At 43.6% G+C, this 17,250-nt stretch carries 13 protein-coding genes; 3 read left to right on the forward strand and 10 right to left on the reverse strand.

The features are described 5' to 3' along the window. Nucleotides 1-56 precede the first annotated feature (56 nt). Both PQR79_RS18975 and fusA read left to right on the forward strand, forming a co-directional pair. Entirely contained in the window at nucleotides 57-1,508 is a 1,452-nt protein-coding gene (locus PQR79_RS18975) for a diguanylate cyclase domain-containing protein (protein ID WP_274408619.1), read from the forward strand. 343 nt (nucleotides 1,509-1,851) lie between these two features. Next, the gene (fusA, locus tag PQR79_RS18980) at nucleotides 1,852-3,945 is read left to right on the forward strand and encodes an elongation factor G (protein WP_238106192.1); all 2,094 of its coding nucleotides are present in this window, start codon (nucleotides 1,852-1,854) and stop codon (nucleotides 3,943-3,945) included. A 60-nt stretch (nucleotides 3,946-4,005) separates the two neighbouring features. Here fusA and PQR79_RS18985 read toward each other — a convergent pair whose 3' ends face one another. After that, nucleotides 4,006-4,908, reverse strand: coding sequence for a LysR family transcriptional regulator (locus PQR79_RS18985; protein ID WP_238106193.1), 903 nt, complete (start codon nucleotides 4,906-4,908; stop codon nucleotides 4,006-4,008). A 94-nt stretch (nucleotides 4,909-5,002) separates the two neighbouring features. On the opposite strand from PQR79_RS18985, the gene PQR79_RS18990 reads away from it, so the two are divergent. Beyond that, nucleotides 5,003-5,155 (forward strand): hypothetical protein, encoded by a 153-nt coding sequence (locus tag PQR79_RS18990; protein ID WP_238106194.1) that lies wholly within the window; start codon nucleotides 5,003-5,005, stop codon nucleotides 5,153-5,155. A gap of 96 nt (nucleotides 5,156-5,251) precedes the next feature. On the opposite strand, the gene PQR79_RS18995 is transcribed toward PQR79_RS18990, so the two are convergent. The 9 genes from PQR79_RS18995 to serA all read right to left on the reverse strand — a co-directional run bounded on the left by PQR79_RS18995 (nucleotide 5,252) and on the right by serA (nucleotide 17,084). After that, nucleotides 5,252-5,677, reverse strand: coding sequence for a nitrate reductase cytochrome c-type subunit (locus PQR79_RS18995; protein ID WP_238106195.1), 426 nt, complete (start codon nucleotides 5,675-5,677; stop codon nucleotides 5,252-5,254). Continuing rightward, nucleotides 5,674-6,588 carry a quinol dehydrogenase ferredoxin subunit NapH gene (gene napH, locus PQR79_RS19000; RefSeq protein ID WP_238106196.1) on the reverse strand — a complete coding sequence of 305 codons (915 nt, stop codon included), beginning with the start codon at nucleotides 6,586-6,588 and terminating at the stop codon, nucleotides 5,674-5,676. The genes PQR79_RS18995 and napH overlap by 4 nt, the downstream gene beginning before the upstream one ends. Then, nucleotides 6,585-7,319: a ferredoxin-type protein NapG gene (gene napG / locus PQR79_RS19005; protein ID WP_238106197.1), complete on the reverse strand. Its 735-nt coding sequence runs from the start codon at nucleotides 7,317-7,319 to the stop codon at nucleotides 6,585-6,587. The genes napH and napG overlap by 4 nt, the downstream gene beginning before the upstream one ends. Before the next feature lie 34 nt (nucleotides 7,320-7,353). After that, nucleotides 7,354-9,837 (reverse strand): nitrate reductase catalytic subunit NapA, encoded by a 2,484-nt coding sequence (napA, locus tag PQR79_RS19010; RefSeq protein WP_238106198.1) that lies wholly within the window; start codon nucleotides 9,835-9,837, stop codon nucleotides 7,354-7,356. Nucleotides 9,838-10,172: 335 nt separating this feature from the next. Next, nucleotides 10,173-11,312, reverse strand: a complete 1,140-nt coding sequence (locus PQR79_RS19015; RefSeq protein WP_238106199.1) for a lipocalin-like domain-containing protein — start codon at nucleotides 11,310-11,312, stop codon at nucleotides 10,173-10,175. After that, nucleotides 11,309-13,861, reverse strand: a complete 2,553-nt coding sequence (locus PQR79_RS19020) for an ABC transporter permease (protein ID WP_238106200.1) — start codon at nucleotides 13,859-13,861, stop codon at nucleotides 11,309-11,311. Before PQR79_RS19020 ends, PQR79_RS19015 begins: the two co-directional genes overlap by 4 nt. Before the next feature lie 4 nt (nucleotides 13,862-13,865). Beyond that, nucleotides 13,866-14,570, reverse strand: coding sequence for an ABC transporter ATP-binding protein (locus tag PQR79_RS19025; protein ID WP_238106201.1), 705 nt, complete (start codon nucleotides 14,568-14,570; stop codon nucleotides 13,866-13,868). A 160-nt stretch (nucleotides 14,571-14,730) separates the two neighbouring features. Further along, nucleotides 14,731-15,693 carry a tRNA-modifying protein YgfZ gene (gene ygfZ / locus PQR79_RS19030; RefSeq protein ID WP_238106202.1) on the reverse strand — a complete coding sequence of 321 codons (963 nt, stop codon included), beginning with the start codon at nucleotides 15,691-15,693 and terminating at the stop codon, nucleotides 14,731-14,733. Between the two features lie 161 nt (nucleotides 15,694-15,854). Next, on the reverse strand, nucleotides 15,855-17,084 hold the full coding sequence (serA, locus tag PQR79_RS19035) for a phosphoglycerate dehydrogenase (RefSeq protein WP_238106203.1): 1,230 nt from the start codon (nucleotides 17,082-17,084) through the stop codon (nucleotides 15,855-15,857). Between the last annotated feature and the right edge of the window lie 166 nt (nucleotides 17,085-17,250).

Raw genomic sequence — 17,250 nt, forward strand, 5'->3', positions numbered from 1 at the left:
TATACTACACTCTTTCCGAGGTACATTTTTCGTTTAAATACCATTGGGTGTTAGCAGTGTTTAATCATAAGGGAATGATATTACTTAGCACGCTGCGAATATTCGTATTGATGTGCATGAGCCTTGTCGTGTCACCATCTGCTTTTGCTTTTGCAGAAGCCGCTATTTCGGCTACCTCTAAAACCACTACTATGATCCGTTATTGCGTTGATCCAGATTGGTTGCCTTACGAAGCTATTATTGATGGACGTCATATCGGCATTTCATCCGATTACCTGGCGTTACTAACTGACTATACCGATTTATCTTTTGTGTTGGTGCCCACGTCGTCTTGGCGACAGAGTTTAGCGTTACTTCAACAAGGTCAGTGTGAACTGACGCCTATTTTAAATCAAACCCCTAAACGCGATGAATACCTCTCGTTTAGCGATGTCTTCTTTAAGTCGCCAAATGTATTAGTTTCTCTTAAAACCCAACCATTTTTACAGGGGTTTGAACATATTGGCCAGCGTACGCTAGCGATCCCGAAAGACTATCGTTTAGTTGAATACGTTCAAACGTTTTACCCAGATATCAAAACAGTGTTGACGATGACTGAAAGAGAGGGGTTGGCGAAAGTGGCCAATGGTGACGTTGATGTGTTTGTCGGATCTATGTTTTCAGTTAACGCTTATATTCAGCAGCATGGGCTGTCATCGTTAAAAATTGCCGGTTGGGGCGGACCTGAAGATGAGCTCAGGATCGGCGTTGTTCATGCCAAGAAAGATATTCTCGAGCAAATTAATGCAGGGCTTGCAAAAATCACTCATGCAGATCATATCGCGATATATAAAAAATGGCATAACATCACAGTGGTTGAGGACATTGATTATAGCTTGGTGCTTCAAATTTTAGCATTACTCAGTTTGTGCATTTTCTTTTTGCTCTACCGAACTATTGATGTGACTAAGTACAACAGACATCTCAGTGAACATAATAAAGCGCTTCAACAGCTCCAACTTGAGTTGGAGAGAAAAAATAACGACCTGGATTTTTTAACCCAACATGATCCACTCACTAAGCTATATAACCGCCATTACTTTAATCAAACCTTTTTAACCGATGCTCGACAGCATGATGGTAATAATATTTGCTTAATCATGATTGATATTGATTTATTTAAAGCGATTAACGATTGTTATGGCCACGCGACAGGTGACCGAGTATTAGTGCAGTTTGCCGACATTTTACAATTATCGGTGCGTGATGACGACGTGGTTGCTCGTTGGGGCGGAGAAGAATTTGTTATTGTCTGTCAGCATGTTGATATTCAAGGTGCCAAAGAATTGTGCCAGCGCATAACCCAAGAACTTCAGGATTTTTCATTTGATAATAATATTAAGGTTACCTGCAGTTTTGGGATAGCTGTACTTGGTGAACATGAAGCGATTCAGCATTGCTTTGAGCGTGCAGATATGGCGTTATTGCAAGCTAAAAAAACAGGTCGTAATCGATATTGTTGTGCTTGATTTGGCGTAAGCCTCTATGAAATCCAGCTAAAATCACCGTGTATTTTTAGTGTCATTAACAATAATTGTGCCGTTTTTCTCTTAGAAGACCATTTTTATGAATTTTAAGCGTAAAAACTTAATAGATTAAAAAATAATCTATTATTTTTTAATCTATTGTTTTATAGAAAATAACTGCATTTTTTTTGTGTTTTTTATGCTAAAAACAAATAAATATTGCAACAGCCATTTGCGCCCAGCAAGGTTCCAATTTACAATATGCGCCTTAATAACCTGATGTGCGGTGTGTCGGTTTTTTTCGCATGCTCCGTCTACTTCTTAAACTAATCATTAAAGTTGAATCATGACCGAATTATCCAAATACAGAAACATTGGTATCTTCGCTCACGTTGACGCGGGTAAAACCACGACCACCGAGCGTATCCTTAAGCTAACCGGTAAGATCCATAAGATCGGTGAAGTACATGATGGTGAATCAACCACTGACTTCATGGAACAGGAAGCTGAGCGCGGTATTACCATTCAGTCAGCAGCAGTAAGCTGTTTCTGGAAAGATCACCGTTTCAACGTTATCGACACCCCTGGCCACGTTGACTTTACAGTTGAAGTTTATCGTTCTCTTAAAGTTCTTGATGGTGGTATCGGTGTATTCTGTGGTTCAGGCGGCGTAGAGCCACAGTCTGAAACTAACTGGCGTTATGCTAACGATTCTGAAGTTTCGCGTATCATCTTCGTAAACAAGTTAGACCGTATGGGTGCTGACTTCTTACGTGTTGTTAAGCAAACTAAAGACGTTTTAGCAGCTAACCCATTGGTTATGGTTTTACCAATCGGTATCGAAGACCAGTTTACCGGTGTTGTTGACCTATTAACTCGTAAAGCGTGGGTATGGGACGAAACTGGACAAGCTGAAAACTACTCAATCGAAGATGTTCCAGCTGACATGGTTGACATGGTAGAAGAATACCGTGAAATGCTAATCGAAACTGCTGTTGAGCAAGACGATGACCTAATGGAAGCTTACATGGATGGTACAGAACCATCTATTGAAGACATTAAGCGTTGTATCCGTGCGGGTACTCGTACAATGGCATTCTTCCCAACATACTGTGGTAGCGCATTCAAAAACAAAGGTATGCAGTTATTACTAGACGCAGTTGTTGATTACCTACCAGATCCAGTTGAAGTTGATCCACAACCATTAACTGACGAAGAAGGTAACGAAACTGGTGAGTTCGCAATCGTTGACGCAGATGCTCCATTAAAAGCATTAGCATTCAAGATTATGGATGACCGTTTTGGTGCATTAACATTCGTACGTATCTACTCAGGCCGTATCAAGAAGGGTGACACCATCCTTAACTCTGCTACAGGTAAAACTGAGCGTGTTGGCCGTATGGTTGAGATGCAAGCAGACGAACGTAACGAACTTGAATCAGCACAAGCTGGTGACATTATCGCTATCGTTGGTATGAAGAACGTACAAACTGGTCACACTTTATGTGACGTGAAACACCCATGTACTCTTGAAGCCATGGTGTTCCCAGAGCCAGTTATCTCTATCGCTGTTGCGCCAAAAGATAAAGGCGGCAGTGAGAAAATGGGTATCGCTATCGGTAAAATGATTGCAGAAGATCCATCTTTCCGTGTTGAAACTGACGAAGATTCAGGCGAAACCATCCTTAAAGGTATGGGTGAGCTTCACTTAGACATTAAAGTAGACATCCTTAAGCGTACTTACGGTGTTGAACTTATCGTTGGTGAACCACAAGTTGCTTACCGTGAAACTATCACTGCACAAGTTGAAGATAGCTACACGCATAAGAAACAGTCTGGTGGTTCTGGTCAGTTTGGTAAGATTGACTATGTTATCCGTCCTGGTGAACCAAACACTGGTTTCGTGTTTAAGTCATCTGTTGTTGGTGGTAACGTACCTAAAGAATTCTGGCCTGCGGTTCAGAAAGGTTTCGCTAGCATGATGAACACCGGTACTATCGCTGGCTTCCCAGTGTTAGACGTTGAATTTGAACTAACCGACGGTGCTTTCCACGCAGTTGACTCGTCAGCTATCGCGTTCGAAATCGCTGCTAAAGGCGCGTTCCGTCAGTCTATCGCTAAAGCTAAGCCACAACTTCTTGAACCTATCATGAAAGTTGACGTGTTCAGCCCAGATGACAACGTAGGTGACGTAATTGGTGACCTTAACCGTCGTCGCGGTATGATTAAAGATCAAAACGCTGGTGTTACTGGTGTTCGTATTAAAGCTGACGTACCGTTATCAGAAATGTTCGGTTACATCGGCTCACTACGTACTATGACTTCTGGTCGTGGCCAATTCTCTATGGAATTCGCTCACTACTCAGCTTGTCCTAACAGCGTATCTGAAAAAGTAGTTGCTCAAGTTAAAGAGCGTAAAGCTGCTGAAGCTAAGAAGTAATTCTTAACTTTCTGCTGATAAAAACCGTTGCCTAGGCAGCGGTTTTTTTATGCCTTCGATTTACAAAGGATTTTGAGGGTTAGCCGCATTCGGCGTGCTGAGCGATAGTAACGCTTGTGCTGGTGGCGTAAGCGGAAGATTTTGACGCCATATTAAGGCGAGATCCCAAGTCATTGCAGGTTGCATTGGTTTAAACACTAACTTGCTGGCCGTTAAGCGCTGACAAATCGGTTCGGGTAATATGGCAATGCCCATATTGGCTTCAACCATGGCGGCGATAAAATCCCATTGACCACTCCTAAAAGCGATATTGAGTTGCACACCTGCTTTACGGCTGAGGCGATTAATTAATTTGGCTAATGAGAAGTCCTCGTTGTATAAAATAAACGGGTATGACTCAAAGTCGTGCCAAGTAATGTTAGCTTTGTGTGTCAGTGGATGCCCTTCTGGTAAGCAAGCAAGTAATGGATACTTTGTTAATGGTTGATTAGCTAACTCATGTTGATGAGTTGTTGGTAGCGCGGTAAACGCGATATCAAGGCTATTGTTAATCAACGCTTGCTCGCAGCCAAAACCACCGTACTCGTACATCTGTAGTGCGATGCCTGGGTATTTTTGTCGATACTGAGTCAGTAAGCCTATAATAAGACTGCTCATCATTGGGCATACGCCGAGTCTTAGTTCTCCTGACTTTAATCCTCGTAGGTTACTCATGTCTTCTTGCAGACGATGCCAATGACCTAATATCTCTTGCGCACTTTGGGCAAAGATACGACCGGCTTGAGTCAGCTCAACACTTTGATTGTTGCGGATCAGCAATTGTTCGCCAACATTGTCTTCAATTCGCTGAATAATTTTGCTCAATGTGGGCTGAGTCATGAAGCACTTTTGCGCGGCTCTAGTAAAATTTTCAGTCTCAACGATGGTCAGAAAACAACGTAAGCTCTTGATTGGTATGTTCATGCCATTTTGGAATCTAGGTAGGGTTAATTATTCATTTTACTGATAAACCACAAACCATTACTTTGAACTTGTTAACAGAAACGGAGCAATCATCATGAAAACAACATCAAGTTTATGGGTCGGCGCATTGTGGCAAGCAGCGATGCCAATGGCACAAGAAGAGCAATCATCAAGTACCACCGCAAAAGTTGCCGAACCGAGTGCATCAGTCACTCAACAAGCACAACATACTATAAACCCAGCATAAGCTGGGTTTTTTATTGGCCAATATTAAACAAATCCTAGAGATAAAAAAGCCGCTTGCATGCAAGCGGCAGAAGTCTTAATCGGGGGAGGAATAGGACTACTTAAAGGTATTTTCTACCAGTTGTTGCTTGTTTTCTGCTTGTGGTACATGGCATTGGTCGCAAAAGTAGTACATACCTTTTAACGTGCCTTTGTCGTCCATCACGTGTGATGTATCGACAGGGGTTGCTTTCATGCGCTTGGCTTTGTCCCAACTGTGGCAGCTTAAACAGCCATTTTTATCCGCACTGATTGAATAAGTCGCTTTATGAGGAATGATGGGTGGCTGATGTACAAAAGTACGCTCTACCGATGTGCCACGTGTGGGGTATACCGGCATTTCGTCGGCAGGGCGTACCTCTGTAACTTGCGTTTCACCTGCAAGAGACGATAACTTGACTGGTTCTGGATTGGCGTGTGCTTGCTGACCTGAGTAAGCGCTAATCGCTAGCATTACAGCTGCTAAAGTGATTAATTTTTTCATAACTTGCTCTCCACCTTAAGAGGAATTCTGTTCGAGTATTTTGAATTAAATCGGTTTTTATATTGGAATACGCGCGGTGCACAAACATCAATACAACGGCCACAAAGCGTGCAGTCACTGTCTAAGATTAATGGCTGAGTACTGCCCTTTTTAAGCACAGGTTTTAATACATGACGCTCAGGGCAAACAGTAAAACAGTCCATACAGTTGTTGCATGCATCAGCCCTAACAGCGGCTATTTTTACTGGGCTAACCTTACCTATCAGTGAAAATAACGCGCCTGTTGGACACAAATGGCTACACCATGCTCGCTCTACCACAAAGGTGTCGAGCAAAAAAATCACTGCCAATATCCATAACCCACTACCAGCTCCAAATAATAGTGCCCGGTAGACGATAGGTATTGGGTTTAACCATTCCCAAACGGTAAAACCTGTCAGGATAGGTAATATCAACACAAGCGCTAACATGTAGTAACGCAGATTTTGCGGTATTTCACTGGTACGAGGCAGAGAGAGTGTCCTTCTCGTCCAACTGGCTAAATCTGTGATGATATTAACTGGACATACCCAACTGCAAAATACTCTGCCACCCAATAGGGCATAAATCCCTACTACGATCATGGCGCCAAGTACTAAGCTTAACTCTGGCCAGTGGCCACTCATCAGCACTTGCAATGTGGCTAATGGGTCACTTAATGGAATGGTGTCCAGTAATAAACTGCTTGAGAGATTACCTTTAAACAGCCATAAACCTAAAAAAGGGCCAATGGCAAATAAGCTCAGCACACTCAACTGCGACAATCTGCGAAGAATAAGGAAGCGGTGTGCTCGCCACCACCCTAATTCTTTGACTGCGGCACTGGCAAAGCGTGTAGCTGATTTAGAGGTTGAGCTATGTTTGCTGCTCATAGTGACAACCCCTTATTTAACATCTCAAGTGTGGTTTCTTCGGTGTGTTGATATGTGTCATGAGCGGCCGATTTCCCCAGTGCTATATGGCTTGGTAATACTTTTATTACTGCTTGTTCTGTCACGCATGCATGTTCACATTTGCCACATCCCGTACATACATCTGGGTTGATAGTGGGTAAAAACATCGCATGGTGACCGCTTTTTTCATTACGTTGCAGCTCTAACGTGATGGCCTTATCGATTAATGGGCAAACCCGATAACAGACATCACAGCGTAAACCTCTATAGTTAAGACAATTTTTCTCGTCAATGAGAACCGCAATCCCCATTTTTGCGTCGTCGATGTTCTCTAATTTGTGATCAAGCGAACCGCTAGGGCAAGCTTTAACACAAGGGATGTCATCGCACATTTCACATGGAATGCTACGCGCAGTAAAATAAGGTGTGCCTGTTGCTGCGCCCTCAAACCAGCGAGCCAGTTTGAGGGTGTCGTAGGGGCAAGCCTCTACGCATAAACCGCAGCGAACACATGCCGAGAGAAAATCGTCTTCTGCCAATGCACCAGGAGGGCGAATAGCAAATGGGTCTAGCTGGCGAGATTGAGTGGCAACTGTTGTTAGCCCCAACCCTACCATACCCATCACACAACTGGCTTTTGCCGTTGTGGCCAGAAATTGTCTACGGTTTACACCGTTAACATTTCCTAATTTGCTATTTACTTTGCTCATAACATGACTTTCCGTTTATGCACTTAACTATTGACTAAGCCTTCATGACTTTTACAGGACACTTCTTGAAGTCTGTCTCTTTTGACAGCGGGTCAGTGGCATCGAGTATGAGCTTGTTGACTAATTGGCGCGCATCAAAGAACGGCATAAATACTACGCCTTGAGGTGGCTTGTTACGGCCTTTGGTTTCAACACGTGTTTTCACTTCACCGCGTGGAGAGGCCACGACAACTTCGTCACCACGTTTTAAACCACGTGATTTAGCATCTTCTGGGTGCATAAAGATTTGTGCATCAGAATAAGCGCGTTGAAGCTCAGGTACGCGGGCTGTCATTGAACCTGTGTGCCAATGCTCTAGTACACGGCCAGTGGACATCCATAGGTCGAATTCTTTGTTTGGCTCTTCTGCTGCTGGCTCATAAGGAAGGGCAAAAATAACAGCTCTACCATCTGGTTTACCGTAGAAGTTAAAGCCTTCGCCAGCCTTAACATAAGGATCGCTTCCTTCAACAAAACGGCGTAAGGTTTCTTTACCATCAATGACTGGCCAGCGTTTACCGCGGTTTTCATGGTAATTGTCGAAAGCATCTAGATCATGAGCGTGTCCGCGACCAAATTGGGCATATTCTTCGAATAGACCTTTTTGTAAATAGAAACCAAAGTGCTCACTTTCGTCGTTGTATGCGCCTTTGCATTGTTCTGCTGGATACTTGTCTACTTCACCGTTAGCAAACAACACGTCGAATAAGGTTTTATCGGCATATTCAGGTTTTTTAGCGATCAGTTCAGCAGGCCATACTTCTGATACTTTAAAGCGTTTTGAGAACTCAACCAGTTGCCATAAATCAGATTTAGCGCCTTCTGGTGGTTTCACTTGTTGATGCCACATATGAGTACGACGTTCAGCGTTACCGTATGCACCTTCTTTTTCAACCCACATTGCGGTGGGTAAAATTAAGTCTGCAGCCATAGCACTGACTGTTGGGTATGGATCTGAAACCACAATAAAGTTTTCTGGATTACGGAAACCTGGGTAAATTTCATCGTTAATATTAGGACCAGCTTGCATGTTGTTGGTACACATGGTCCAGTAACAGTTTAATTTACCATCTTTTAACATACGGCTTTGCAGTACTGCGTGATAGCCAGGTTTAGGTGGAATTGTGCCAGCAGGCACTTGCCACAGTTTTTCTGTAATTTCACGGTGTTTGTCGTTATTAACCACCATATCAGCGGGTAAACGGTGAGCAAATGTACCTACTTCACGCGCGGTGCCACAAGCTGATGGTTGGCCAGTAAGCGAGAATGGACTGTTACCTGGTGTGGCAATTTTACCGGTTAATAAGTGGATGTTGTAAAGCATGTTATTTGCCCATACACCACGAGTATGCTGGTTAATCCCCATGGTCCATAAGCTCATGACTTTTTGCTTAGGGTCGGCATAAACTTTGGCCAGTGTATTTAGTTTGTCTACCGGAACACCACTCATTTCTGAAGCGTATTCAGCCGTATAGGTGCTAACAAATTTAGCGTATTCATCAAAGCTAATAGGTTTAGAACCACCGTTACCCGCGTTTTTGGCTTTCTTTTCTAATGGATGGTCTGGGCGTAAACCATATCCGATGTCGGTCACACCAAGGGCAAAGTTAGTATGTTTGCTAACAAAATCTTTGTTTACCGCATTGTTTTGGATAATGTAATTGGCAATGAAGTTTAAAATCACAAGGTCAGTTTGTGGCTTAAAAATCATTGGGTTGTCAGCTAAATCGAAGCTGCGGTTTTCATAAGTTGATAATACATGCACTTTTGCATCTTTATGGCTTAAACGACGGTCAGTTAAGCGAGCCCATAAAATAGGGTGCATTTCTGCCATGTTAGCGCCCCAAAGCACAAAGTTGTCACCGGCTTCAATATCGTCGTAACATCCCATAGGCTCATCAATACCAAAGGTACGCATAAAACCACCTACCGCAGATGCCATACAGTGACGTGCGTTAGGGTCGATGTTGTTAGTTAAAAAGCCCGCTTTATGTAATTTTGATGCTGCGTAACCTTCCCAAACGGTCCATTGACCAGAACCGAACATTCCTACAGATGTTGGGCCTTTTTTGGCAATACTGGCTTTCCACTTATCAGCCATAGTGTCGAATGCGACATCCCAGCTTACTGGGGTAAAGTCACCTTCTTTGTCATATTTACCATCTTTCATTCTAAGCAATGGCGTTGTTAGACGGTCTTTGCCATACATAATTTTTGACAAGAAGTAGCCTTTAATACAATTTAGGCCTTTATTAACTGGGCTTTCTGGGTCGCCTTTTGTTGCGACAACTTTGCCATTTTTGGTCCCAACTAATACGCTACAGCCGACACCACAAAAACGACATGGGGCTTTGTCCCATTTGATGTCAGTTTTGCCTTCTGCGGCGTGAACCATATTAATTGGAATAGCGATACCCACAGCCGATGCTGCTGCGGCAGCGGCGTTGGCTTTTAAAAACTCGCGACGGCTTATGCTCATGGTGTTCCTCACTCTTAGAATGTTGTTCTTGGTGCGTGATAGTCATTGGAGGTGACGTGATGGAAATAAGTCTAGACCTTACTATTCGTATGGGTATACCTCCGAATGGGTATAGTGGTTAATAGTTGTTCAAGGTCACATTTTTTCGCGTGATGTAAATCTCACTTTAACAATTAGGGCGTTCCTGTTTTAGCTAACGCTTGTAAAGCCTAGTACATAAGGGGTGTGGGTTTTAGCGATGATTGAAGCGTTGCAGATGGTTTAGGTTGAGGTTAACTGGCTGTCCTGTTTATTTTTATCGTAAACATAAATCTCTTTATAGGTAGGCCTTACGATTAATGATAGCCCGTTAATTCCATATACCCTTGGCCTTGATGACTGCCTTGAATATTAATAGGACCTTCCCAGTATGAGGTGGACACTAACATGTCACTATTAGGGTTAATGGCGTGGGTGGTAAGGTCAATGGCTTCGCTGTTTATACGAATACGCCAGGCTATAGGATGTTTACCGAGAGCCGTTTGTTGCCACTGTGTGGGCTGCATATCTATATCATTAGGGTTGTCGCGACTATTGATATTACGGCCGCTACCGTCAGCATACATACGTCTGGCACTGTAGAAATGATCTTGTTCAGTGTCGCCACGTAACCTAAAGGCCATTAAGGTTGAGTCGTCATTTAACCTAAGTGAAAACCAGTCCCATCCTTGTTGCGCTTTTGTGAGAAATTGCGAGCTCCACTCTCTGTCTAACCAAGCTTTACCGCTGACTTTTTCGGTGACGCCATGGCGAGTCATCTCTCCTGTTACATCAATAAAGGGTTGGCTGTAATAATATGAGGCGACAGCCTGGTCAGCACTCTTACTGCTATAGCCCTTATCGCCTTGTAATTGAATCGGTTGCTGGCTGTTCAGTTGCAATTGATAAGTAAAATCAGAGTTGTTGACGGTTAATGTCGCCGGAAACAGGCCATCAGATTGACTTTGCCATTGCCAGTTTTGCAGATGAACGGTAAAGGGGGAAGGGCTGACACTGGCGAGTTTGGGGTGTGCCCGCGACCATTTTTCGGCAGTAAGATGCTCATCTTCTGATGTGATAGCAGCATGTGCCATGTAGAGTTGGTTGCTACTCCAATCGTTTTCACTTGCAGTCAGTTGCTCGGTTGGCGGAGTCATGCCTATCCTAAATTGGGTCCACTGTATGCCTACATCTTCCCCTTTGCTGGTGGTTAAATTAGCCGTTAGATACCACCATTCAATTTTATAGTCATTGTGGGCTAAATGATCGCGGGGAAACTGCAGCATTTTGCCTTGAACAACTTCACTGTAGCCAACCGATGATTGTGCTGACATGTTACTGATAGTCGTTGATTGTTCATGAACATCTGGCGCAGGAGAGCAGGCGGATAACACAGTGCCAAAGGCCATTGCGACTAAGCTTATACTGAACGCTTTTTTGCCTGTAGCAGAGATCATAATGCTTCCTGTTGTAAGCTGGATATTAATGGTTTTCGGGTTTGCCAATATAAAGGTAAGCTTACCGCGAGTAAGCAGCTGATGATCGCGATAACAACAACCTGACCATAAGCTGCCCAGTCCCAAATCATCGCAATACTCCAGCCAAAGGCTTGTAAAGTCACTTTATGGATCAATAAGTAACCCAGCAATGCACCCATTGGTAAGGCCACCAAGCAGGTTAACAATACAATAAATAGCATTTGTACTATGACCATTATCCGTAACTGGTTGCGGCTAACGCCGAGAGCATATAGGCGTGCCAATGGTGCTTGTCTCGCCTGGGTGAGCATTACGCAAGCACTAAATAAACCGATAGCCGCAACCAGTAAGGTTAAGCTATTGAGCACGACAGTAATTGAGAAGGTTTTATTAAATATGGTAATGGCTTCAGTTTTAATACGTTGTTGGCTGTACATGTATGCCGACGATAAGTTGAGCTGTTGACTAATGTTATTTTGTAATGTGGTGAGATCGCCTTGGTAGGTGACCGCCAAACTGAAGGGGTTAGTTGGCAAAGGAGATTGTCGCCATAATGACTGGCTAATAAGGACCTCACCTTTAGGATTACCATAATCATAATAAATCGCACCAACGGTTAATGTATGTTGTTGCAGTTGTGATAATTGTACTTTATCACCAATGTTTAGCTGATATTTTATCGACAATGGCTCACTGATCATAATACTGTGGCCAGTGGTAAACGCTGGCCAAAAATTATCTGCGGTTGTTTTAAATACCGTAGTGTCGGTTAATGATAAATGGTCACGACTGACGAGGTTAACGGGTATTTGGGTTTGTGGTGTTTCAGCCCGACTGAGGCTGCTATCCACGGTCCATTGTTCATAAATGCCATCCACTTTGGGATCGTTAGCTAACAATACAATTAACGCATCCATTTGATTTGGGTTTGGCCTAATATATAAATCAGCATGTAAGCGTGCATCGAGCCATTTTTTTAAGGTGATCTCAAAGCTGCCAACCAGTGTGTTCATTGCGATATTGGCACATAAAGCAAGCAAAATGGCCATCATTGCGAGGGCCAGGGGAGCAATAATCTCTTTGGTTTCAGCGACAACATATTGCCATAACCCTTTGGGCATCGCGGATGTGAGAAGATTGACTACCCAATGTAAACACTGTGGCAAGAGTAGTGGGATGGCGACGACGAAGGCACCTAATAACACTAAGCTATAGCGATATTGTTCGGTAAAAGCAAAAGCGATGGTGCACAACAATAGCAATACCACCGCGATAATAAACTGACGCCGATGGATAATATTGAACTGTTTATTTTGCGGTTGTTTTTGCGCCCCTTGTGCAAGAGGGGTGTTCACCAAGCTAATCAACATTGGAATACAGGCGGCAAATGCGGCAGACAATGTCAGAGCAAGTGCTTGCGCAAACCATTGCCATTGCCAGTTTCCCGGTAACAATTTAGCGCCATATAACTGCTCTAACGTCAATGCAACCATGGGCTGTAGCCATTGTGATAATTGTAAGCCAACAATAAAGCCTAACACGCAACCGATGAATACCAAGCTGATCACTTCAATACTGAGCGCAAGCATTACTGTGCGACGATCGACCCCTTGCTGCCTGATTTGCACGAGCAGCTTTTGGCGTTTCATTAAACTATACCGCACACCGTTGTAAGCAATAAATAAGCCTACAACAAACGCTAGCATGCTCATTGCGTCTAGGTTGAGGTGAAAACTGGCTGTTAAGGCGCTAAGAGACTCACCCTCACTAGCTTGAGTTGTAAAGCGCAACTCGCTGGTGTCGACCCCTGCTTGGGTTAGGGTGTGTGTGAGGCGAGTGATAAGCTCACTGTCGGTTTCAGTTTGGTCTGCTTTGAATACGGCAATGTAGCTCAACTTGCCTCGCATGTTAAGCAGAGGTTGGGCTAACGAAATATCGGCGAGTAGGGCTGAGCCTAAGCCCCATTGTTCATCAATCGTCACGATTTCTAATAGGGTATTATTTAAAGTGATAGTTTGCGATTGATTGGTGACCTTATTGATGCGCGCTTGCTGACTTGCTGACATCAATACTTTAGGTTGGCCAGCGAGCAATTCGGCAAGCGGTATATTGACCGAAGCTACTGACGAGCTTGCTTGCTCATTCTGGGATAATCCTGTGCTTATCGCGGCAATAATATCGCTGCTATTGACTCGCCATAAACGTCCTTGATCATCTGTCGCCACGCCTTCAATGCTCGCAATTGCGTCAAAACCGGCATTAGCTAACGTAAAATAAATGGTTTCGTTGATACTGTCTTGTGTGAGATGGCTAATGGACACGCTGGCTTGCTTGCTAAGCAACTCTGACACATTACCATAGCTTTGTTTCGCATTAGCATTCGTGGCATAAACCCCAATAAGCAAGGTTACGGCCAGCATAATGCCGAGTAAAATAGCACTGGCTTGTAATGGAGCATGACGGTAATGACTGGCGAACAAACGCAAACATAATAATAAGCGGCGAATCGAGAAAGCGTCGGTTTTCATTGGCTTACCCTTGCGGCTTATTATCGGTGAGGTTGACTACAATTTGTTGGTTTTCAACATGCCAGCGATGTTGCATAAACTGAGCGCATTCTTCGCTGTGGGTCACCATCAAAATACAACAATTGGCTTGTTTGGCTAAGTCAGTCAGTAACTTCATCACTTGTAGACCGGCGTGTTGATCAAGGTTACCTGTGGGTTCGTCGGCTAAAATCAATTGTGGTTTGTGTGCTAAGGCTCGCGCAATGGCGACTCGTTGTTGTTGTCCACCGGAGAGGTTTTCAACACTGCGGTCAAGCAGGGGGGTTAATCCAAGTTGGTGGCATAATTCGTCACACCATGGGCTCCATTTCAGTTGGTTGAGCGCCAATGAAAATTGAATATTGTCGCGGACATTGAGAGGTGTCAGTAAATTAAATTGCTGAAATATCACCCCTAATGATTGACGCCGATATTGACTCCAGTGTTTATCTTGCCACTGAGTAACCGAATGCAGCGTATCACCTTGGCGGATTAACATGTCGCCACTGTCGATAGTTTCAAAGCCACCAATGATGTTCAATAATGTGCTTTTTCCGCTACCACTAGGACCCGTTAACGCAATGGTTTGGCCTTGGTGGAGTGTGAGGCTGACTTTCTGAAGTACACAATGGAATGACTCACCATCACGAAATCCTTTGTTGATGCTGTCTAAGGTGACAATGCTGGTCATAGTCGCTCCATAACGAATGTGGTTACCGCTACATTAATGCAGCCATCAAAGCTTCTTAATGTGATCATAATAACAACAATATACGTCATATATGGCGTTTATGTTCAAAAATAAAAAAGCGAACTAATGTTCGCTTTAATAGATTAACTCACTGATTTAGTTAAGCATCGGCTAATGAATAAGGTAATTCAATAATGCTTAATTGTGAGCTTTCATCGTCTGCAATTCGCAGCTTTGCAGTGTTTTCAGTATCGTTAGCCAATACTGCGGTAAGCAGGACTTTATCACCTTGTTGAACACACTCAATAATATTACCGCCGCGGCGGAAGCCATCTTCTAAGGCGATTTCTAATTGGGTTTCGGTGCTAATGGTTTGACTTGTGGTGCCCGATAAAATATACAGTGCACGTTTGTTACCGCCGCGGTATTTCATTCTGGCAATCGTTTCTTGGCCCATGTAGCAGCCTTTATTGAAGCTGATGCCATCAATGGCCTGTAGGTTACACATTTGTGCAACATATTGGCCTGAGTGGCTTGCGTCAATGTTGGGATAACCCGCTTTGATTTCTAATGCTTGCCATGCACAGGCATTAACCAATGTTTGCTGTGAGGCACTGATTAGTGCCGCGGCTTTATCATTAGCAATGATAACAATAAATCGTTCATCATCACGCAGTACTGCTCCACCATCAACTAGGGTTAACGCTGCTGATACATCACCAAATTGTTGGGTGATAAATGCTTGCGCCTCATTGCCAGCTACGCCAATAATTTGATATTGGCTACTGACATCGCTGAGCTCTGCTTTACTGAATACGGCGTACTTTTTGAGTTGCGGTAAATCAAGTTCAAGGGTCGATGTTGGCATGAGCATAAATAAGCTGTCTGCAATGGCAAATGTGCGGAAGCTGGCGAGCATTTTTCCTTTAGGATCGCAGTGAGCGCCCCATTTCCATTGGTCAGCCGTTAGCGAGGTGATGTCGGTGGTGACTTGGCCATGAATAAAGCTGCGACCTTGCTCACCGGTTACTTCTATTAGCCCCATGTGAGATAAACTCGATAACATTAATGCGGGAGAGGTGGTGATGAAGTCCCAATCTGGTTGGCTTGCTGAAATGGTCATAACGATCCTTAACGAAAGAGTAAGACGATATGTGTTGAAGTGTAACGGATTAACACAATACTCAACAGAGGATTGAGGTTTAAAGCCAATAAAAAAAGCTACCTTGTGCACAAGATAGCTTTTTGAATAACAGAATTAACCCCAGTTAATTTGTCGTCAGGTTAAAACAATACCCGAGCACGAATGGTGCCTTCAATTGATTTCAGTTCAACTAACGCTTCTTCTGCTTGATCAGAATCGACTTCCATTACCACGTAACCGATTTCTGCTGTGGTTTGTAAGTATTGAGCGGCAATGTTAATGCCTTTTTCAGAAAACGCTTGGTTGATTTTAATCAACACGCCAGGTCTGTTTTGGTGAATATGCAATAAGCGCGAGGTGCCACGGTGCTGTGCAAGAGACACTTCAGGGAAGTTAACCGCAGACAAGGTTGAACCGTTATCTGAGTATTTAACTAACTTACCAGCTACTTCAATACCAATGTTTTCCTGTGCTTCAGCGGTACTACCGCCAATGTGTGGCGTGAGCAACACATTGTCTAAACCACGTAATGGCGTGATAAACTCATCATCATTTGATTTCGGCTCAACAGGGAATACGTCAATTGCTGCACCGGCTAAATGTTCAGAATTGAGTGCACTGGCGAGATCTTCAATATCAACAACCGTTCCGCGTGAAGCATTAATAAAGAAACTGCCTTGACGCATTTTGGCAAATTCTGCTTTAGCAAACATGTCTTTAGTTTGTGGTGTTTCGGGTACGTGAAGACTCACAACATCAGCTTGAGCAAGCAAATCATCCATTGAATGAACTTGCGAAGCATTACCTAACGGTAACTTGTCTTCGATATCAAAAAAGATGACTCTCATGCCTAAAGTCTCAGCCAAAATGCCTAGCTGAGTACCAATATGACCATAACCGATCACACCTAAGGTTTTACCGCGAACTTCAACACTGCCGCTGGCGCTCTTTAACCAACCGCCACGATGGGAAATGGCATTACGTTGTGGAATGCCGCGCATCAGCATAATGATTTCGCCAATCACTAATTCTGCCACACTACGCGTGTTAGAAAACGGTGCGTTGAAAACGGGAATGCCCAACTTTTCAGCAGTTGATAAATCAACTTGATTAGTGCCGATACAAAAACAACCAATCGCGACGAGTTTTTCAGCGTGGCGTAATACTTCTTCAGTAAGCTGAGTGCGGGAACGTAACCCAACAAAGTGAGCATCTTTAATCGAAGCAAGTAGTGCCTCTTCGCCTAACGAGGCTTTGTGATATTCAATATTGGTATAACCTGCACGTTCTAGTACATCAACCGCAGTTTGGTGTACGCCCTCCAACAGCAGGATTTTAATTTTATCCTTGTCAAGCGAGTGTTTCGCCATGATATGGGTACCCTCTTATCATTCAATGGTGCTTATGCTTAATGCATACACGATTAGTGTTAATGCATATACTGATAGTTATGATATAAATGCGGACTTCCGACGCAATGCCAAAGTAGCACTTTTTTTAGAGCTTGTGGAGGGCTAGATGGCTAAAGTAATATTT

The sequence above is a fragment of the Shewanella metallivivens genome (genome assembly GCF_028750675.1).
In the GTDB taxonomy this organism is placed as follows: domain Bacteria; phylum Pseudomonadota; class Gammaproteobacteria; order Enterobacterales; family Shewanellaceae; genus Shewanella; species Shewanella metallivivens.